Origin of the sequence: Cellulosimicrobium marinum (assembly GCF_020551945.1) — a bacterium.
GTDB lineage: Bacteria > Actinomycetota > Actinomycetes > Actinomycetales > Cellulomonadaceae > Cellulosimicrobium > Cellulosimicrobium marinum.
This window is the reverse complement of sequence record NZ_JAJBZH010000001.1, coordinates 797,371-816,726: the sequence shown is the minus strand read 5'-3', so window position 1 is coordinate 816,726 and position 19,356 is coordinate 797,371. Positions and strand designations below refer to the sequence as shown.

Below are 19,356 nucleotides of genomic sequence, written 5' to 3'. Positions count from 1 at the left end.
GCAGAATCGGTTGCTGTGATTCCTGTCGCCCTTTCCCCGGACCACCCGCTGAACGACGGCCGCACCGCGAGGTCGCCGCTCGTGCGCGCCCTGCGCGCGGGGACGAGCGGGGAAAGGCCGGAAATCACACCGGTGTGGTTCATGCGCCAGGCCGGCCGTTCCCTCCCCGAGTACCGGGCGGCGCGCGAGGGCACCACGATGCTCGGTGCGTGCCTCGACCCGGCCCTGGCCTCGGAGATCACGCTCCAGCCGGTACGCCGGCACGCCGTGGACGCCGGGATCTTCTTCTCCGACATCGTCGTCCCGCTGCTGCTCGCGGGCGTCGAGGTCGACATCGTGCCGGGCGTCGGCCCGGTCATGGGGCAGGCGTACCGCACGCCCGACGACGTCGCGCGCCTCGTGGAGTCCGAGCTCACCCCGCAGGCGCTGGAGCCGATCGCGGAGGCCGTCGCCCGCACGGTGGACGCCCTGGGCAGCACGCCCCTCATCGGGTTCGCGGGGGCGCCGTTCACCCTCGCGGCGTACCTCGTCGAGGGCCGCCCGTCGCGCGACCACCTCGCCGCGCGGGCGCTCCTGCGGGGCGACCCGGACACGTGGCAGCGGCTCGTCGACTGGGCCGCCGACCTCACGGGCACCTTCCTGCGCGCCCAGGTCGCCGCGGGCGCGAGCGCCGCGCAGCTCTTCGACTCCTGGGCGGGGTCGCTGTCGCTCGCGGACTACGCGCAGGGCGCCGCGGGCGCCTCCACGCGGGCCCTCGCGCACGTCGCGGGCCTCGACGTCCCCGTGATCCACTTCGGCACCGGCACGGGCCACCTCCTGCCCGCGATGCGCGACGCCGCCACCGCGGCCGGGGCGCGCGACGTCACCGTCGGCGTCGACTACCGCACCCCGCTCGACGAGGCCGCGCGCACCCTCGGCGGCACCGTGCCCGTGCAGGGGAACGTCGACCCTGCCCTGCTCGCCGCGCCGTGGGACGTCCTGGAGGCGCACGTGCGCGACGTCCTGCGCCGCGGCCGCAGCGCGCCCGGGCACGTCGTCAACCTCGGGCACGGCGTCCCGCCGGACACGGACCCGACCGTCCTGACCCGCGTCGTCGACCTCGTCCACGAGGTGGGCGCGGTGCACGAGGCGGCGGCCCAGGACCCGGCCGCACGATGACCGGGGCCCCCGCGCGGACCGCCGACGCGGTCGTCGTCGGCGCCGGGGTGGCGGGCCTCACGGCCGCCCGGACGCTGCGCGCGCGGGGCCTGCGCGTCGTCGTGCTCGACGCCGCGGACCGGCCCGGCGGGCCCGTGCGCGGCGACGCCCTCCCGGGGCTCGGCGGGCTGCGCGTGGACGTCGGCGCGGAGTCGTTCGCGTCGCGCGGCACGCAGGTCGCGTCGCTCGTGCCGGCGCTGGGCCTGGACGTCGTGGAGCCCGCCGCCGCGTCGGCGTGGGGGTACGCCGCCGGGCGCGCGTTCCCCCTTCCCCGCGCGGGCGTCCTCGGGATCCCGGCGCACCCGTGGGCCGCGGACGTGCGCCGCGCGGTCGGCGTCGCCGGGTCGCTGCGCGCGAGCCTCGACCGGGTGCTGCCGCGCCGGTCCGCCGACCTGTCGACCCTCGGGTCGTTCACGCGGTCGCGCCTCGGCGCGCGTGTCACCGACCGCCTCGTGGCACCCGTCGCGACGGGCGTCCACTCCGCGCCCCTGGACCTGCTCGACGTCGACGCGGTCGCGCCCGGCCTGCGCGCCGCCTACGAGCGCGAGGGGTCGCTGACCCGCGCGGTGGCCGCCCTGCGGGCCCTCGCCCCCGCGGGCTCGGCCGTGCGCGGCGTCGACGGCGGCCTGCACCGGCTGGTCGAGGCGCTCGCCGCGGACGCCGACGTGCGGACCCGGCACCGCGTCGTCGGGCTCGCGCGCGCGGACGGCGGGCACGGTCCGGACGGGCCCGCAGGCTGGGTGGTGCGTGCGTCCGGTCCCGACGGGCCGGTGGAGCTCACCGCGCCCCGGCTCGTGGTCGCGACGCCCGCCCTGGCCGGCGCGCTCGCGCCGCTGGTCGGCGGGGGCGCGGTCCCGCGCCCCGCGGCCGGGGCGGACGTGCGCCTCGTCACGCTGCTGCTGCGCGCCCCGGAGCTCGACGACGCGCCGCGCGGCACGGGCGTGCTCGTCGCGCCTCCCCGGACCGGGTCGGACGCGGCGGGAGGCGTCGAGGCGAAGGCGATGACGCACTCGACGGCGAAGTGGCCGTGGCTGCGCGAGCGGGTGCGCGACGCCGCGGGGCCGGGTCACCACGTGGTGCGCCTGTCGTACGGCCGGGTGGGGGCGACGAGCGAGCCGGACCTCGACCGTGTCGTCGCCGACGCGTCGGCCCTGTTCGGCGTCGACCTGCACGGTCGCGTGCTCGGGCACGTGACGACGCGCTGGGACGGCGCGCTGCCCCCGCCGACCCCGGCCTACCGGCGCGAGGTGGCCGCGTTCGCCGACCGCGTGGCCGAGGTGCCCGGGCTCGGCGTCACGGGCGGGTGGATCGCCGGGACGGGGCTCGCGGCGATCGTCGGGCACGCCCAGGAATGCGCCGAGAATGTGTGAGGCAATCCTTACCCGTTGCATTTCCTGACGCGCGAAGATGACACATTGTCGCGACGATCATGACCGGGTGTCACGACCCCGTCACGCCCTCCCGGCGGACCGTGGGAAATCTCTCCCCGGGCGCCCCGACATTTCGAGATCGCCGCACCCCGGAGGACACTAGGACCGTGAGCGACACCCCCACGACCTCCCCCGCCCCCGGCACGACCACCGGGGCCGCCCTGCGCATCGGGACGCGCGGCAGCGCGCTCGCCACCACCCAGACCGGCCTCGTGGCGCGACGCCTCGCCGAGCTCACGGGCCGCGACGTCGAGACGGTCCGCGTCCGCACCGAGGGGGACGTCCTCACCGGGTCCCTCGCCCAGATGGGCGGCACGGGCGTGTTCGTCACCGCGCTGCGCGAGGCGCTGCTCGCCGGCCGGGTCGACGTCGCCGTCCACTCCCTCAAGGACCTGCCGACCGCCGCCGCGCCCGGTCTCACCGTCGTCACCCCGGAGCGCGAGGACCCCCGCGACGCGCTGTGCGCCCGGGACGGCTTCACGGTCGCGACGCTGCCGCGCGGCGCGCGCGTCGGCACCGGGTCGCCGCGCCGCGCCGCCCAGCTCCGCGCCGTGCGTCCCGACCTCGACGTCGTCGACATCCGCGGGAACGTCGGGACCCGCCTGGCGCGCGTCCACGGCGAGGACGCCGACCTCGACGCCGTCGTGCTCGCCTACGCAGGCCTCGCGCGCCTCGGCCTCCTCGACGAGGTCACGGAGGTCGTCGACGTCGCGGTGATGGCCCCCGCCGCCGGGCAGGGTGCGCTCGCGGTGGAGGTCCGCACGCCCGAGCTCGACGACCCGGTCGTCGCGGCGGCCCTCGACGCGCTCGACCACGAGCCCACGCGCCTCGCCGTGCTCGCCGAGCGGTCCCTCCTCGCGCGCCTCGAGGCGGGGTGCGCCGCGCCCGTCGGCACGCACGCGGTCGTCGAGGGCGACACCCTCTCCCTCACCGCGGTCGTGGCGCGCGTCGACGGCGCCGAGCAGCTCTCGCACGCGGCCCGCACCGCCCTGCCCGCCCCGGGACCGGGGCTGCGCGCCGCCCGGGACGACGCCGCGCTCCTCCTCGGGGAACGCGTCGCCGACGCGCTGCTCGCCGACGGCGCGGCACGGCTCGCCGCGCTCGGCCCGGCCGCGGACAGAGCGAGCACCCAGGAGTCCGCCCTCCCCGGGGCCGGGGGCACCCCGCCCGGTGACACCACCGCGGTCTCCGGGACCGCCCGCGGCTCGACGACCGACGCCGTCGACCCCGCGGTCGAGGCGGCGCGCGAGCAGCTGCGCGACGGCGGGTACCGCGGGGAGGGCGCGTGACCCCCGGCCCGCTGCGCGACCCGTCCCGCGGCCCGGCACCCCGGGTCACGCCGCCCGTCGTCCCAGCGCCCGTCGTCCCGTCGCCCACCGAACCCCGGGTCGTTCGGCAGGACGACGCCGCGGTGCCGAGCGACCCGGGGTTCGGCACCACCCCGGGGCGTCTGGCGGGCCGGACCGTCCTCGTGCCGCGCTCGCCGGAGCGCGCGGCCGCGCTCGCCGCGTCGCTCCGCGCCGACGGCGCCCACGTCCTCGTCAGCCCCGCGATCGAGCGTGCTCCCGTCGACGACACCGCGCCCGTGGACGACGCCGTCGCGCACCTCGCCGCAGGTCGGCTCGGCTGGGTCGTGGTCACCAGCGTCAACGCGATCGACGAGCTCGCCGCCGCAGCCGCCCGCCGCGGCACCACCCTCGGTGACGTCGCCCGCGGGGCCCGCTGGGCCGCCGTCGGCCCCGCGACCCGCCGCGCCCTGGAGGCCCACAGCATCACGGTCGAGCTCGAACCGACCGAGAACTCCGCCCGCGGCCTCGTCGCCGCCTTCGCGACCCTCGACCCCGACCACCACGGCCCTCCCTCGCCCGACCAGGGCTCTACCTCGCGCAACGAGGGTTCTCCCTCGGCAGACGGTGGCGAGACAGCCACCGAGGCGGCGGGGACGGCGTCGGATGCGAAGGGCGTAGAGGCCGCGCTCGCGAACGCACGGCCGACCGACCAGGGCGACGGCGCGGCCAGCCCGAGCACCGACGTCGCCCCCGCCGCCGGACCCGACCCGACGGCCGGCCCGAGAACCGTGCTGCTCCCGCAGGGCGACCTCGCCGCCGCGACGATGGCGGACGGTCTGCGGGGGCTCGGGTACGACCCGCTCGTCGTCACGGTGTACCGCACGGTCGCGCACGACCTCGACCCCGCGGTCGTCGCCGCGTGGCGCGCGGGAGAGGTGGACGCGGTCGTGCTGACGTCGGGCAGCGTGGCGCGCGAGGTCGCGCGGCAGCTCGGGCCGCGGGACGACGTCGCGGGCGTCGCGATCGGCGAGCCGACCGCGCGGGCGGCGCGCGCCGTCGGGCTGCGGCTGGACGCGGTGGCGGAACGGGCCGCCGACGACGCGCTGGCCGCCGCCCTCACCACCGTCCTGTGTCGCACCGGCACCAGCGAAGGAGGCCTCTCGTGACCCTCTCCCCCGGCCACCACCGCCCTCGGCGGCTGCGCACGACCCCGCGCGTGCGGCGTCTCGTGAGCGAGACCCGCCTGCACGCGGCCGACCTCGTGCTGCCGCTGTTCGTCAAGGAGGGCCTGTCGGAGCCGCACGCGATCTCCTCGATGCCGGGTGTGGTGCAGCACTCGGAGGCGACGCTCGTGGACGCGGTGCGCGACGCCGCCCGTGCGGGTCTCGGGGGCGTGATGCTGTTCGGCATCCCGGCGGAGCGGGACGCGACGGGGAGCGCGGCGGACGCGGAGGACGGGATCCTGCAGCGTGCGACGCGGGCCGCCCGGGACGTCGTGCGCGAGGTCGAGGGCGCGGGCGGGCGCGCGCCCGTCGTCATGGTCGACACGTGCCTCGACGAGTTCACCGACCACGGGCACTGCGGTGTGATCACGCGGCAGCACGACGGCGAGCGCGAGGTCGTGGTGGTCGACAACGACGCGACGCTGGAGCGGTACGCGTCGATGGCGGTCGCGCAGGCGCGCGCGGGCGCGGACGTCGTGGCGCCGTCGGGCATGATGGACGGCCAGGTCGGTGTGATCCGCGAGGCGCTCGACGCGGCGGGGTTCGCCGACGTCGGGATCCTCGCCTATTCGGCGAAGTACGCGAGCGCGTTCTACGGGCCGTTCCGCGAGGCGGTCGACTCGGCGCTGCAGGGCGACCGTCGGACGTACCAGATGGACGCGGGCAACGCGCGCGAGGGGCTGCGCGAGGCGGACCTCGACCTCGCCGAGGGCGCCGACATGGTCATGGTGAAGCCCGCGGGGTCGTACCTCGACGTGCTCGCCGGGGTCGCGGAGATGTCGCCGGTGCCGGTGGCGGCGTACCAGGTGTCGGGCGAGTACGCGATGATCGAGGCCGCCGCGGCGAACGGGTGGATCGACCGGCGCGGCGCCGTCCTGGAGTCGGTGCTGGGCATCAAGCGTGCGGGCGCCGACGTGATCCTCACCTACTGGGCCGCCGAGATCGCGGGCTGGCTGCACGACGAGACGTTCGGAGGGACGCGCTGATGACGGAGTCGACCGGGTTCGGGGTGGCGGCGGCCGCGCAGGCGGAGCACGCCGCGCCGGGAGCGATCGCGACCGACAACCACGGCGCGTTCGTGCGCGCCCAGGCGGTGCTGCCGGGCGGGGTGAGCTCGCCGGTGCGCGCGTACGGGTCGGTGGGCGGCGACCCGCGCTTCCTCGCGTCGGCGCGGGGGGCGTACGTGACGGACGTCGCGGGGCGCGAGTACGTCGACCTCGTGTGCTCGTGGGGTCCGGCGCTGCTGGGCCACGCGCACCCCGAGGTCGTCGCGGCGGTGCAGGACGCCGCGGCGCGCGGCCTGTCGTTCGGCGCGCCGACGCTGGGCGAGGTCGAGCTGGGCGAGGAGATCCGGCGTCGGGTCCCCGCGGCGGAGCGCGTGCGCCTCGTGTCCACGGGCACGGAGGCGACGATGACGGCGATCCGTCTCGCGCGCGGCGTCACCGGGCGCGACGTGGTCGTGAAGTTCGCGGGCTGCTACCACGGGCACGTCGACGCCCTGCTCGCCGAGGCGGGCTCCGGCGTCGCGACGCTCGCGCTGCCCGGGTCCGCGGGGGTGACCGAGGCGAGCGCGGCCGAGACGCTCGTCCTGCCGTACAACGACCTCGCGGCGGTCGAGGCGGCGTTCGCGGAGCGGGGGTCGCAGATCGCGGCCGTCATCACGGAGGCGAGCCCGGCGAACATGGGCGTCGTGCCGCCGGCGGAGGGCTTCAACGAGGGTCTGCGGCGCATCACCGCGCAGCACGGCGCGCTGCTGGTCCTCGACGAGGTGCTCACCGGGTTCCGCGTCGGCCCGAGCGGCTGGTGGGGGCTCGAGAACGACGTGCTGCGCGGCCAGGGCGGTCAGGGGTTCACACCGGACCTGTTCACGTTCGGCAAGGTCGTGGGCGGCGGCATGCCGGTCGCGGCGGTCGGCGGCTCCGCCACCGTCATGGACCACCTCGCCCCGCTCGGCCCCGTCTACCAGGCGGGCACGCTCTCCGGGAACCCGGTCGCCGTCGCGGCGGGCCTCGCGACGCTCCGCCTGGCCGACGACGCGGTGTACTCCCGGGTGGACGAGGTGTCCTCGACCCTGTCCACGGCCGTCGGGGAGGCGCTCGACGCCGCGGGCGTTCCGCACCGCGTCCAGCGCGCCGGGTCGCTGTTCTCCGTCTTCTTCGGCGACCTCGCCGCACGCGCCGGGGTGCGCGACTACGCGCAGGCGCAGGCGGCGGAGACGTTCCGGTACCGCGCGTTCTTCCACGCGATGCTCGACCAGGGCGTCAACCTGCCGCCGTCGGTCTTCGAGGCGTGGTTCGTCTCGGCCGCCCACGACGACGCCGCCGTCGCGCGGGTCCTCGACGCGTTCCCGGCCGCGGCTCGCGCCGCCGCGGCCGCGACGCCCGCCTGACGCCGCGCCGAACGCCCCGCGCCGAACACGACGTTGGTGCCGTTATCGGTCAGATAGCGGCACAAACCTCGTGGTCGACGGCGAGCAGTCCCGTTCTCGTCAGTAGGGAGCGGTTGCGGCCTTGCCCGCCTGCTTCCCGAGGCTGCGGATCTGGAAGCCGAAGGCGATGAGCATGACGCCCCAGAGGATCGCGAACACCGCGATGATCCACACGATCGACACCAGGCCCGCGTTCACGTTGAACAGGACGAGCAGACCGAACACGAGGGCGAGCAGTCCCGCGATGACCCCCCACCACCACCCGCTGCCGCTGACCTTGCGCAGGTCGAGGCTCGCGACGGTCTGGAAGATGCCGTAGACCACGGCCCAGAACCCGATGATCCACGCGAGCACGACGGCGGTCTTGCCCGGCCATGCGAGCAGCACGACGCCGACGCCGACGCTGAGCACGCCCATCGTCACGAGCAGCGCCGTCCCGCTGCCGCTCCCGCGTCGTCGGACGCCCTCGACGATCTCGACGATCCCGTCGACGAGCGCGAAGATGCCGATCACCCAGATGACCGCTGCCGCGGTGATCTGCGGCCAGGCGATGGCGACGACGCCGAGCACGACGGCGAGGACGCCGCGCAGCACGGGCCAGTACCAGACCTGGCGTGCCGTCCGGGAGAAGGCGGAGAGGATCGGGTCGGGGATCGACATGGGGTCGCACCTCGCGGGAGTGTCGGCTCGGATCGGTGGCGTGTCGTCCCTCATGAAACACCCGGGCCAGGCCCGTGTCGCGCGGAACGCGCAGAGCGGTGTGCGGGACGGGGCGTGCGGGACGCGGCGCGCGGCGGCTCAGGCGCGGGCCGGCCGGGTGACGCGCAGGGGCGCGGGTGCGCGGCGCCGTCGGGCAGCCCACACGACGAGGACGGACAGGGCGAGGACGCCGGCGAAGGCGAGGACGGGGCCGGCGAAGAACGGGCCGATCCGTTTGTCCGCGACGACGGCGTACGAGGCCGTGAAGGTCGTGTCGTCGCCCGCGGGGGCGTAGGTGAACTCGGAGACGACCTGTTCGCCGGGCTCGGTGAGCGTCTGGTCGTAGGCCGTGACGTAGCTCCCGGCGGCGAGGAGCTCGGCGAGCTCGGCGGTGCTCACGTCGGCGGGGTCGACCCGGCCGGCGAACCGCAACGACGGCGGGGCGACCTCGGCGGAGGGGTCGTCCCGTGCCATCCGCTGGTCGGCGAGGACGTAGGTGCGCAGCCGCTGCGTGCCGTCGGCGAGAGCGGCCAGGCGCATGGGCTGGACGAGGCTGGGCGTGTCGAAGGTGACGCGCAACGGCTGGAGGGTGCCGTCGAAGGTGGGCGCCTCCTCGGGGGCGACGCGCGCCGCGACGTACGACCACCCGGCGTCGACGTACGGGTTCAGCGCTGTCCGGATGCTGCCGGGGAGCTGGAAGCCGCGCTCGGTGAGCCACGTGTCGAGCGCGGCGGCGTCGGTCGCGGCGAGCGTGGTCACCTCGAGGGGGCCGAGCCGGACCGTCCCGAGGACGTCGACCCCGCCGCCCGCACCGGCCCCGTCGTCGTCTCCGCCGAGCCCGAGCTCGGGCCACCACCGGACCTCGCTGACGACGGCCTGGGGCGCGGTGAGGTCGTCGAGCTCGCGGAAGATCTCGGGGTCGGCGAGCGCGACCTCGGCGGGTCCGGGTGTCGGGAGGAGGAGGCCGACCTCGGGCGCGGTGGAGACGGTGTCGAGCTCGAGCAGCAGGGTCTGGGTGGTGCCGTCCCACTGGAGCAGGGTGGTCTCGGCGTCGACGGACGTCTCGTAGGCGGGTCCGTCGACGAGGGCTCCGCACGCGCAGGCCTGCGCCGGTGGTGCGGCGGCGACGAGGGCACCGGCCAGGAGCGAGCCGACGAGCGCGGGTCGCGCCCACCGGGTCGAGGCGGCACCGGTGCGAGTCCTCATGCTCGGCAGGCTAGGTCGCGGGGCGACGGGTCGCGCGACGAGCGCCGGATCGTGATGTCGTCGTGACGTGGCCGTGACGTCGGGGGAGCGGCACGGGTTGTCACGGGTACCCCCTAGGGGTATGGTCGGTCGTATGAGCGTCACCGACCACGAGGGACCGCACGGGTACGCCTCCGACAAGGCGGCCTACCTCAAGCGCATGCGCCGCATCGAGGGACAGGTGCGCGGCATCGCCCGCATGATCGACGAGGACGTCTACTGCATCGACATCCTCACGCAGGTCTCCGCCGTGACCAAGGCGCTCCAGGCCGTGAGCATCGGCCTCGTCGAGGACCACCTCGGCCACTGCGTCGTCGACGCGGCCAAGAGGTCCGACGACGAGGGCGCCGCCAAGGTCAAGGAGGCCGCCGACGCCATCGCCCGCCTCGTCCGCAGCTGAGGCACCGACCCGTCGAGCCGCACCGCGCGGCCGCACGACCCACCCGAGGAGCACCATGAGCACCGTCACCACCCTGGGCGTCACCGGCATGACCTGCGCGCACTGCGTCGCCAGCGTCACCGAGGAGGTCGAGAAGGTCGAGGGCGTGGAGAACGTCAGCATCGAGCTGCACGACGGCGGCACGTCCGAGGTCAGCGTGTTCTCCGACGAGCCGCTCGACGAGGCGGCCCTGCGCGCCGCGGTCGACGAGGCGGGCTACGCCGTCGAGTCCGTCGACGTGCAGCAGGACGCGCTCGCCGCCCAGTACGCCGAGCAGGCCCCCGAGAAGCAGGCCGCGCACGACCGGTCCGCGGCCACGTTCTCCGAGCGCGCCGCCGACTTCCAGGCCCCGTCGGCCTGACCTCTCGACCTGTCAGCACCCCACCGACCTCCAGGTCGACCTCTCGCTGACACGTGCCGCACCCCGCGACCTGTCAGCAGCGCACCGGTCCCCGCACCGGTGGGGCGCTGACAGCTCGTCCCCGTGCCCGACGGCGGGGCGCACCTCGCGCACCCGCGCTCGCCCCGCCGTCGGGCAGCATCCCGCGGACCCTCCGCCGAACCGCCGCCCCCGGGCGGCCCCGGACCGTCCGCGCCGCGCCTCCGCACGCGACGGCGCCCGCCGCGACGGCCGACACCCCGGACCCTCGCCGGTGACCTCCGACCGACCACCAGGAGTCACCCGATGCCCACCACCCCCGCCCCCGGGACGACCGGCCACCCGCCGGTGCCGCTCGCCGAGGTCGACCTCGCCATCGAGGGCATGACCTGCGCGTCGTGCGTCGCGCGCGTCGAGAAGCGCCTCAACCGCCTCGACGGCGTCACCGCCACCGTCAACCTCCCGCTGGAGAACGCGCACGTCGTCCTCGCGACGACCGTCGACGACGCCGACCTCGTCGCCGCCGTCGAGAAGGCGGGCTACACCGCCCGCGTCACCACCCGCCGCACCCCGCCCCCACCGCACCAGGGCTCTGCCTCGGCGAACCAGGGTTCTACCTCGACCGACCAGGGTTCTACCTCGGTAAACCAGGGTTCTACCTCGGCCGACCAGGGTTCTACCTCGGCAAACCAGGGTTCTACGTCGGCAATCGAAGGCGAGACGGCAACCGAGGCGGCGGGGCGGCCGGAGGGTGCGACGGGCGTGGCGGGCCTGGCGGGAGCGGCGCGAGGAACGAGCGACGCGGATGGTAGCCCGAGCACCTCCGGCCGCCCCGCCGCCGAACCCAGCTGCCGCCCCGCCGCCGAACCCGAGCGGAACCCCGACGGCGCGCGCGACCGCGGAACCGACCTGCTGCACCGCCTGCGCGTCGCGACGGTGCTCACGGTGCCGGTGGTCGTGCTGTCGATGGTCCCTGCGGTGCAGTTCGCGGGCTGGCAGTGGGTCGTCGCGGTGCTGGCGCTGCCCGTGGTGACGTGGGCTGCGTGGCCGTTCCACCGGGCGGCGTTCCGTGCGGCACGGCACGGCGCGTCGACGATGGACACGTTGGTGTCGATCGGGGTGGTCGCGGCGTCGGTGTGGTCGTTGTGGGCGCTGCTGCTCGGCGGGGCGGGCGAGATCGGCATGCGCATGCAGCCGACGCTCATCCCGTCGCGCGACGAAATGGGGGCACCGGAGCTCTACTTCGAGGTCGCGGCGGTGGTCACGACGTTCCTGCTCGCGGGCCGGTACGCGGAGCACCGGTCGAAGCGGCGGGCGGGCGACGCGTTGCGGTCGTTGCTGGAGCTGGGGGCGAAGGATGCGGAGCGGGTGCTGCTCGCCCCGGACGGGGGCCCGCTGACCGGGCCCGACGGTGCGCGCGTCACGGAGCGTGTGCCGGTGGCCGCGCTCGTGGTGGGGGACGTGTTCGTGGTGCGGCCGGGGTCGACGGTCGCGACGGACGGGGTGGTGCTGGAGGGGTCGAGCGCGGTCGACACGTCGTTGCTGACCGGTGAGCCGGTGCCGGTGGACGTGGGCCCGGGCGACGACGTGACGGGCGCGACGGTGAACACGTCGGGCAGCCTGCTGGTGCGGGCGACGCGGGTGGGCGAGGAGACGACGCTCGCGCAGATCGGTCGGCTGGTCACGCAGGCGCAGACGGGCAAGGCGCCGGTGCAGCGTCTCGCGGACCGGATCTCGGCGGTGTTCGTGCCGGTCGTGCTCGTGCTGGCGACGCTCACGCTCGTGGGCTGGCTGCTCGCGGGGGCTGGCACGCAGTTCGCGTTCACGGCGGCGGTGGCGGTGCTCATCATCGCGTGCCCGTGCGCGCTGGGGCTGGCGACGCCGACGGCGCTGCTCGTCGGGACGGGCCGGGGTGCGCAGCTCGGGGTGCTCATCAAGGGGCCGGAGGTCCTGGAGTCGACGCGACGCGTGGACACGGTCGTGCTGGACAAGACGGGCACCGTGACCGAGGGGGCGATGGCGCTGGAGGCGGTGGCGACGCCGTCGGGCACGGTGGCGGTCGAGGACCTGTCAGCACCGGGTCGCCCTGGGGACCGGCCTGGCGCTGACACGTCGGGGAGCGCCGGGGACGCACTGCGTCACGCGGGGGCGGTGGAGGCGCTCAGCGAGCACCCGATCGCGCGCGCGATCGCGGCGGCGGCGCGCGACCTGTCAGCACCCCAGGGGTCCGGGGGCGGGCCGGGTGCTGACAGGTCGGGGGGTGTCGGGGCCGACGGCGTCCGCGTCGGTTCGCTGCAGGCGTTCGACTTCGCGAGCACGCCGGGCGGCGGGGTCGAGGCGGTGGTGCGGCAGGCGCACTCCGGCCTGTCCCTCGACGGCGGGGGTCTGACGGCGCGTCGCGTGCTCGTCGGGCAGCCGTCGTGGCTCGCCGGGCAGGGCGTGACGACCGACGCCGCCCTGGCGGACGCGTTCGGCGCCGCCGAGCGCACCGGCGCGAGCGCCGTCGTCGTCGCGTGGGACGGTGCCGCGCGCGCGGTGCTCGTGCTGCGCGACCCGGTGAAGCCGACGTCGGCGGAGGCGGTGCGCGAGCTGCGGGAGCTGGGCCTGCGCCCGTACCTGCTCACGGGCGACGGCGAGGGGTCGGCCCGGGAGGCGGCGCGCGCCGTCGGCATCGCGGACGCCGACGTGGTCGCCCGCGTGCTCCCGCACGAGAAGGTCGACGTCGTCGCGCGCCTCCAGCGCGAGGGTCGCGTGGTGGCGATGGTCGGCGACGGCGTGAACGACGCCGCCGCGCTCGCGACCGCCGACCTGGGTCTGGCGATGGGCACGGGCACGGACGTGGCGATCGAGGCGAGCGACCTCACCCTCGTGCGCGGCGACCTGCGCAGCGCGGCGACGGCGATCCGGCTCTCGCGCCGGACGCTGCGGGTGATCAAGCAGAACCTGTTCTGGGCGTTCGCGTACAACGTGGCGGCGATCCCTCTCGCGGCGGCGGGTCTGCTCAACCCGATGATCGCGGGGGCGGCGATGGCGGCGAGCTCGGTGCTCGTCGTCGGGAACTCGTTGCGGCTGCGCCGCGCGGGCTGACGGCCCGCGGCGGACGCGGCTCAGGCTCGGGCGGGGCTCGGGCGGGGCTCAGGCTCCGGCGCGCGAGAGCGCGAGAGCGGCGCCGCCCAGGACGAGGAGCCCGAGCATGAGGCCGGCGCACCAGCCGCCGACGACGCGTGCGACCCGCAGCGCCCGGGGCGCCGCGCCGTCGCCGGGGCCGAGGAGCCCGACCTGGAGCCGGCCGTACGCCCACGTCACCGGCACGCGCCACGAGCGCACGTCGAGGTCGGTGAGCGCCGGGTCGGGGTCGCCGCGGTCCGCCGCGGCGACCCGCTCGGCGCGCAGGCGCGGGACGCGCAGGGCGTACCAGCCGAGCACGCCGAACTGGCTGAGGAGATAGCCGCCCCACGCGACGACACCGGCACCGATCGCGGTGAGCCCGAAGGCGATGCGGGCCGCCGCCAGCGCGACGCCCCCGGCGACCAGGGCCGCGCCGAGCAGCAGCCAGAGCGGGATCGCCGCCCACCCGGCCGACGCGTCGTCGTCGGGCGGCGGGGTGCTCACCGGGCGGCTCGTGTCCGCGAGCTGGTCCGCGAGGGTCGGGCGCTTCTCGTCGTCCCACCAGGCCATGCCGCGCTCCTTCGTCCGTCGTGCTCCCGCCCCGGTACGACGGCGGCGCCCGACCCTACCGTCCTGGTCGCCGACCATGTCGTTGCTCGCCGCCGACCACGAGGTTGATGTCGTCATCCGCCGGAGAACGACATCAACCTCGTGCTCGGCAGGTCGGGTGCTCGACCGGCTCGGCGGGAAGCGCGTCAGCGGAAGCGGCGACCCTCGTCGCGGCGGTACGCCCCGACGGCGAGGGCGGCGAACAGGACCGTCCACCCGAGGAGCACGGGCCACGCGAGGGCGTACGCCGGCTCGCCGGTGAGCGCCTGGACGAGCAGGTCGCGGCCGGCGCGCGTGGGTGTCGCCATCGAGATCGTGTCGAGCCAGTCGGGGAAGAGGAACGGCGGGAGGAACAGGCCGCCGGCGAACGCGAGCGGGAAGAGGATCACCTGCACGACGGGCAGCGCGGCCTTGGCGGACAGGGAGTACCCGATGGCCATGCCGAGCAGCACGAACGGGACGGAGACGAGCAGCACGGTCCCGACGCCGGCGGCCAGCTGCGACCAGGTGACGCTCGCGTCGGTGAAGAGCCACGCGATGATCACGAGCGGCACGACGCCGAACAGCGAGAAGATGCCGCCGTTGAGCACCCGCCCTGCCATGCGGGGCCCGGGCCCGGCGGGCAGGGACCGCACGAACGGGTCGAACGGGAGCTGGCGGTCCTCCGCGACCCCGAGCCCGTAGGTGAACAGGCTGGCGGAGCAGACGGCGAAGAGCCCGAGGGACGCGACGGCCGTGGTGGCCGCCAGGGGGTCGCGCGCGACGGCCTCCTGCGGCACGACGAAGAAGAACATCGCGAGCGCCGGGAACAGCAGGTTGCCGAGCACCGCGACGGGCACGCGCACGGTCTCGAGGAACTGGTACTTCAGGTGGAGCCATGTGAGCCGCAGCGGCCCGGGCAGCGCGGCGCCGGGGCGACGGGGTCCCGTGGTGGGGGCGGTGGTGCTCATCGTGCGTCCTCCGTCGGGTCGTCGGCGCCGGAGACCATCTGCGCGAACGCCTCCTCGAGGCTCGCGCCGCGGATCTCCAGGTCGTGGAAGTCGGCGCCCGAGGCGACGAGCTCGCGGACGAGAGCGTCGGCGTCGGGCGTGTAGAGCTCCTGCGAGCCGTCGCCGCGCCGCTCCGCGCGGACCACGCCCGGCAGGTGCGCGAGGTCGGCGGAGGAGTGCGCGACGACGCGACGCAGGGCCACGCGGCGCAGGATCGCGCCGAGCGAGTCGTCCGCCTTGACGACGCCGTGGTCGATGACGACGACGCGCTGCGCGAGCTCCTGCACCTCCTCCAGGTAGTGGCTCGTGAGGAGCACGGTGCCGCCGCCGGCGTGGTAGGCGCGGATCGCGTCCCACAGGGCCTGGCGGGCGCCGACGTCGAGCCCGGTGGTGGGCTCGTCGAGCAGGACGACGCGCGGGCGTCCGACGAGGGAGAGCGCGACGGCGAGGCGGCGCTTCTGCCCGCCGGACATGGCGCCCGTCTGCCGGCCCGCGAGGTCGGTGAGGCCGAACTGGTCGAGCAGGTCCGCGGTGGGGACGGGGTCGGGGTAGTGCCCGCCGACGAAGTCGACGACCTCGCGGACCTTGAGCGTAGCGGGCAGCCCGGTCTCCTGCGGGGTGAGGCCGAGCGCCACCCGGCTGCGGGCGTCGCGCGGGTCGCCGCCGAACAGGCGCACGGTCCCGGTGTCGGGCTTGCGCTGCCCGCTGACGAGCGACAGCAGGGTCGACTTCCCGGCGCCGTTCGGGCCGAGCATCCCGACGAGCTCGCCCGGCCCGACGGTGAGGGAGACGTCGTCGAGCGCGACGACGCTGCCGAAGCGGCGGGTCACGTGGTCCACCGCGACGACGGTTCCGTCGTCCACGGTGCCGAGCGTGGTGCCCGACGGCGCGTGGTCGCGGTGGGGGGCGCCGTCCGGGACGGCGTGCGCGGTGCTCATGCTCCGGCTCCTCTCAGGAGGGTGCTCAGGGTGGCGGTGTAGTCCTCGAACGCGCCGCGCCCGCGGGTCGTCAGCGCGAGGTAGGTCGCGGGTGTCCGGCCCTCGTGGGTCTTGACGACGCGCACGTACCCGGCGTCCTCGAGCTTGCGCAGGTGGGTGGACAGGTTGCCCGCGGTCATGTCGAGCAGCTTCTGCAGCCTGGGGAAGGAGAGCTCGTCGCCCTCGCCGAGCGCGGCGAGCGTCGCGACGACGCGCAGCCGGGCGGGGGCGTGGATGACCGGGTCGAGCGCGGCGTCAGGCACCTCTCGCCCCCGTCCCCGACGCGGCCGCGGGGCCCGGCCGGGCGACCGGGGTGCGGGAGCCGACCCGGCGCCGTCGGGCCAGGACGTGCTCGACGCCGGCCATGAGGAGGAACCCGCCACCGCCGAGCGTCGCCATGACGAGGTAGGTGTGGGGGACGCCGACGGACGTCGCGACCCCGGCGACGAGCAGGATCCACACACCGACGACGTAGAGCCGCGGCGCCCCGAACGCGACGGCGCCGCCAAGGTAGAGCAGACCCACGACGACGCACGCGAACGCGTTGCTCGCGAGGGCCATGACCTCGTCCGGCGCACCGGCCCGCGCGAGCCCGCCGAGGACGAAGCCGTAGGTGACGAAGCCCAGCATCCACGCCCACCCGTACATCACGCCCTGCCGGGCGCTGACGCCGCGGGTGCCGGCGGAACGTGTGACGGTGTGGACGACGGTGAACGCGACGGCGAGGGCGATCGCGCCGAAGAACACCCAGAACGCCCACGGCGCCGGTTGCCCGGCGGCGTCGACGCCGACGTAGAGGCACACGTAACCGATGCCCCAGGCGAGGCCCCACGCGAGGTACAGCAGGGCACCGGAGGGTTCGGTGGCGGCCCGGGCGCGGTCCTGCTGCTCGCGGATGAGCCGCAGCGAGGCGGCGGGGTCGAACGGTTCGTCGGGGCGATGCCCGCTCATGGTGCTCCTCGGCAAAGTGGTTTGCGATACAAAGTCGTTGCCATCCTGCACCAGTGCGTGGAGCCTGGCAACCACTGCGGGCCGCTCCCGCACGCCCTACCGTCGAGAGACCCGACCGCCGACTCGAGGAGGGAGCCTCGTGGAGATCGCCCTCGTGTACGCGGCGGTGGGAGTCGTGACCGTCGTGCTGGCCCTGCTGAGCCGCCGGGTCCGGGGATGGCCGGTGTCCGAGCCGTTGATCGGGCTCCTCCTGGGGGTGATCCTCGGCCGGCTCGGCGTCCTCGGCGGGGCGGGCGAGACAGGCTGGGACGACAGCCAGCGCGACCTGCTGCTCCTCGAGTCGTCCCGGCTGCTCCTCGCCGCCTCGGTCATGGCCGCCGCGCTCCGCTTCCCCACGCCCCGGCTCCGGGAGGTGTGGCGCCCCGTCGTGTGGCTCCTGCTCGTCGTCATGCCTGCCGCCGCCGCGATCTCGGGGGCGCTGGCCCTCGCCGTCGGGCTCCCTCTGGCGCTCGCGGCCGTCGTCGGGGCGTGCCTGAGCCCGACCGACCCGGTGCTGGCCGCGTCGGTCGTCTCCGGCGACGTCGCCGAGCGCACGCTGCCGGGCCGCCTGCGCACCGCGCTCACCGCCGAGAGCGGCGCCAACGACGGGCTCGCGCTCCCCCTCGTCGCGATCACCGTCTCGCTCGCCCTGCCCGGTCGCGACACCGGCCACGAGCTCGTGCGCGTGGCGTGGGAGGTCGGCGGCGCCGTCGCGATCGGGGCGGCGCTCGGCCTCGCCACCGCCGCCGGACGGCGGGCAGCGACGCGCCGCCACGACCTCGCCGACGGCCCGGCCCTCGTGCTCACGCTCCTGCTCGCCCTCTTCGTGCTCGGCGTGGCACGGGTCGCGCAGACCGACGGCATCCTTGCCGTCTTCGTCGCCGGCATCGCGTACGGGGCGCGGACCGACGCGGCGACCCGCGAGCGCCAGGACACGGTCGACGAGGCGGTGAACCGGTACGCCGTCGTGCCGTTCTTCGCGATCGTCGGGGCCGCGCTGCCGTGGGCGGACATCGCGGCCCTGGGCTGGGGCGGCGTGGTGCTCGTCGTCGGCGCGCTGCTGGTGCGACGCCTGCCGGTCGTGCTGGCGCTGGCGCCCGCGCTCGGCCTCTCGCGCCGCGACGCCGTGTTCGCGGGCTGGTTCGGGCCGATGGGCGTCTCCGCGGTGTTCTACCTCGCCCATGCGCGCGACGAGGGTGTCACCGACCCGCAGGTCTTCGCGGCGGGGGTGCTCGTGGTCGTGGCGAGCACCGTCGTCCACGGCGTGACGGCCGCCCCGGGGGCGCGACTCTACGCGCGCCGCGCCGCGGCGTAATGTGATATCACTTTGCTATACGTCGACAGGCCGCCGCAGCGGCCGGAGAAGAGGACCGCGCCATGACCGAGACCGCCACACCGCCGCAGGAGTCCGTGGGCGGCGAGCCGACGGGCCGCCCCGTCGGGCACGACGGCACCCGCGTCGACGTCACCGAACGCCCGGCGTGGTCGCTCGGGGCCGGCGGGGCCGCGGGCGTCATCGCCCTCACCGTGATCCTGCTCCTCGGCGGCACGGGCCTCGTCGTCGCCGCGGCGGCAGAGGCCGGGAACCCCGGCGTCCTCATCACCCTCGGCGTCCTGCTGTTCCTCGTCGGCGTCCTCGTCCCCACGGGCGTCTCCGTGATCAATCCGGGCGAGACGCTCGTCGTCCAGTTCTTCGGCCGCTACCTCGGGACCGTGCGCCGCACCGGCCTCGTCGCCACCGTGCCGCTGAGCACGCGCCGCCGCGTGTCCGTGCGCGTGCGCAACTTCGAGACCAGCGAGCTCAAGGTCAACGACGCCGACGGCAACCCCATCAACATCGCCGCGATCGTCGTGTGGCAGGTCGCCGACACCGCCAAGGCCAGCTTCGCCGTCGAGGACTACGACGACTTCGTCGTGGTCCAGGCCGAGTCCGCGCTGCGCCACGTCGCGATGTCCCACCCGTACGACGACGCCGACGCCGGCGAGGAGTCGCTGCGCGGCGCCACCGAGCTCGTCTCCGCCGAGATCGCCGCCGAGGTCGCGGAGCGCGTCGTCGTCGCGGGCGTCGAGGTCATCGAGGCGCGCATCTCCAACCTCGCCTACGCCCCGGAGATCGCCCAGGCCATGCTCCAGCGCCAGCAGGCGGGCGCGATCATCGCCGCGCGGTCGCGCATCGTCGAGGGTGCGGTCTCGATGGTCGAGGACGCCCTCTCGCGCCTGGAGGCCGACCAGATCGTCGCGCTCGACGACGAGCGCCGCGCCACGATGGTCTCGAACCTCCTCGTCGTGCTGTGCGGGGACAGCCGCGTCTCCCCCGTCGTGAACACGGGCTCTCTCTACCAGTGACCCCGTCC

18 protein-coding genes are annotated in these 19,356 nt (G+C 75.8%); 11 read left to right on the top strand and 7 right to left on the bottom strand.

The genetic code is table 11. The annotated features are described in order from the left end of the window. Window positions 1-15: 15 nt before the first annotated feature. The 6 genes from hemE (at window position 16) to hemL (ending at window position 7,528) form a co-directional block, all read left to right on the top strand. Entirely contained in the window at window positions 16-1,158 is a 1,143-nt protein-coding gene (gene hemE, locus LGQ04_RS03735; RefSeq protein WP_229242301.1) for a uroporphyrinogen decarboxylase, read from the top strand. After that, window positions 1,155-2,567, top strand: a complete 1,413-nt coding sequence (locus LGQ04_RS03730; RefSeq protein ID WP_229242299.1) for a protoporphyrinogen/coproporphyrinogen oxidase — start codon at window positions 1,155-1,157, stop codon at window positions 2,565-2,567. The genes hemE and LGQ04_RS03730 overlap by 4 nt, the downstream gene beginning before the upstream one ends. A 167-nt stretch (window positions 2,568-2,734) precedes the next feature. After that, complete coding sequence (hemC, locus tag LGQ04_RS03725) at window positions 2,735-3,916, top strand: hydroxymethylbilane synthase (protein ID WP_229242298.1); 1,182 nt, start codon at window positions 2,735-2,737, stop codon at window positions 3,914-3,916. Window positions 3,917-4,038: 122 nt separating this feature from the next. Then, window positions 4,039-5,082, top strand: coding sequence for a uroporphyrinogen-III synthase (locus LGQ04_RS03720; protein WP_229242296.1), 1,044 nt, complete (start codon window positions 4,039-4,041; stop codon window positions 5,080-5,082). Then, complete coding sequence (gene hemB, locus LGQ04_RS03715) at window positions 5,079-6,125, top strand: porphobilinogen synthase (RefSeq protein ID WP_229242294.1); 1,047 nt, start codon at window positions 5,079-5,081, stop codon at window positions 6,123-6,125. Before LGQ04_RS03720 ends, hemB begins: the two co-directional genes overlap by 4 nt. Next, on the top strand, window positions 6,125-7,528 hold the full coding sequence (hemL, locus tag LGQ04_RS03710; RefSeq protein ID WP_229242293.1) for a glutamate-1-semialdehyde 2,1-aminomutase: 1,404 nt from the start codon (window positions 6,125-6,127) through the stop codon (window positions 7,526-7,528). Before hemB ends, hemL begins: the two co-directional genes overlap by 1 nt. Window positions 7,529-7,627: 99 nt before the next feature. On the opposite strand, the gene LGQ04_RS03705 is transcribed toward hemL, so the two are convergent. Beyond that, the gene (locus LGQ04_RS03705) at window positions 7,628-8,227 is read right to left on the bottom strand and encodes an HdeD family acid-resistance protein (protein ID WP_229242291.1); all 600 of its coding nucleotides are present in this window, start codon (window positions 8,225-8,227) and stop codon (window positions 7,628-7,630) included. 138 nt (window positions 8,228-8,365) lie between these two features. Beyond that, window positions 8,366-9,472, bottom strand: coding sequence for a DUF2330 domain-containing protein (locus LGQ04_RS03700; protein ID WP_229242290.1), 1,107 nt, complete (start codon window positions 9,470-9,472; stop codon window positions 8,366-8,368). Window positions 9,473-9,605: 133 nt separating this feature from the next. Here LGQ04_RS03700 and LGQ04_RS03695 point away from each other — a divergent pair, with 133 nt between their 5' ends. From LGQ04_RS03695 to LGQ04_RS03685, 3 genes are all read left to right on the top strand, one after another. Continuing rightward, complete coding sequence (locus tag LGQ04_RS03695; protein ID WP_267493970.1) at window positions 9,606-9,911, top strand: metal-sensitive transcriptional regulator; 306 nt, start codon at window positions 9,606-9,608, stop codon at window positions 9,909-9,911. 55 nt (window positions 9,912-9,966) lie between these two features. Continuing rightward, window positions 9,967-10,311: a heavy-metal-associated domain-containing protein gene (locus tag LGQ04_RS03690; protein WP_229242288.1), complete on the top strand. Its 345-nt coding sequence runs from the start codon at window positions 9,967-9,969 to the stop codon at window positions 10,309-10,311. 402 nt (window positions 10,312-10,713) lie between these two features. Then, on the top strand, window positions 10,714-13,416 hold the full coding sequence (locus LGQ04_RS03685; protein WP_372469933.1) for a heavy metal translocating P-type ATPase: 2,703 nt from the start codon (window positions 10,714-10,716) through the stop codon (window positions 13,414-13,416). A gap of 48 nt (window positions 13,417-13,464) precedes the next feature. Here the strand turns inward: LGQ04_RS03685 and LGQ04_RS03680 are convergent, their stop codons facing one another. The 5 genes from LGQ04_RS03680 to LGQ04_RS03660 form a co-directional block, all read right to left on the bottom strand. Further along, on the bottom strand, window positions 13,465-14,007 hold the full coding sequence (locus LGQ04_RS03680) for a hypothetical protein (RefSeq protein WP_229242284.1): 543 nt from the start codon (window positions 14,005-14,007) through the stop codon (window positions 13,465-13,467). A 185-nt stretch (window positions 14,008-14,192) separates the two neighbouring features. Further along, window positions 14,193-14,996 carry an ABC transporter permease gene (locus LGQ04_RS03675; RefSeq protein ID WP_229242283.1) on the bottom strand — a complete coding sequence of 268 codons (804 nt, stop codon included), beginning with the start codon at window positions 14,994-14,996 and terminating at the stop codon, window positions 14,193-14,195. Next, window positions 14,993-15,973, bottom strand: a complete 981-nt coding sequence (locus LGQ04_RS03670) for an ABC transporter ATP-binding protein (protein ID WP_229242281.1) — start codon at window positions 15,971-15,973, stop codon at window positions 14,993-14,995. The genes LGQ04_RS03675 and LGQ04_RS03670 overlap by 4 nt, the downstream gene beginning before the upstream one ends. Continuing rightward, window positions 15,970-16,275 carry a transcriptional regulator gene (locus LGQ04_RS03665; RefSeq protein WP_229242279.1) on the bottom strand — a complete coding sequence of 102 codons (306 nt, stop codon included), beginning with the start codon at window positions 16,273-16,275 and terminating at the stop codon, window positions 15,970-15,972. The genes LGQ04_RS03670 and LGQ04_RS03665 overlap by 4 nt, the downstream gene beginning before the upstream one ends. Then, entirely contained in the window at window positions 16,268-16,963 is a 696-nt protein-coding gene (locus LGQ04_RS03660; protein ID WP_229242277.1) for a hypothetical protein, read from the bottom strand. The genes LGQ04_RS03665 and LGQ04_RS03660 overlap by 8 nt, the downstream gene beginning before the upstream one ends. Before the next feature lie 139 nt (window positions 16,964-17,102). On the opposite strand from LGQ04_RS03660, the gene LGQ04_RS03655 reads away from it, so the two are divergent. Continuing rightward, complete coding sequence (locus tag LGQ04_RS03655) at window positions 17,103-18,317, top strand: cation:proton antiporter domain-containing protein (RefSeq protein WP_229242276.1); 1,215 nt, start codon at window positions 17,103-17,105, stop codon at window positions 18,315-18,317. Between the two features lie 62 nt (window positions 18,318-18,379). Next, window positions 18,380-19,348, top strand: a complete 969-nt coding sequence (locus LGQ04_RS03650; RefSeq protein ID WP_229242274.1) for an SPFH domain-containing protein — start codon at window positions 18,380-18,382, stop codon at window positions 19,346-19,348. Window positions 19,349-19,356 lie beyond the last annotated feature (8 nt).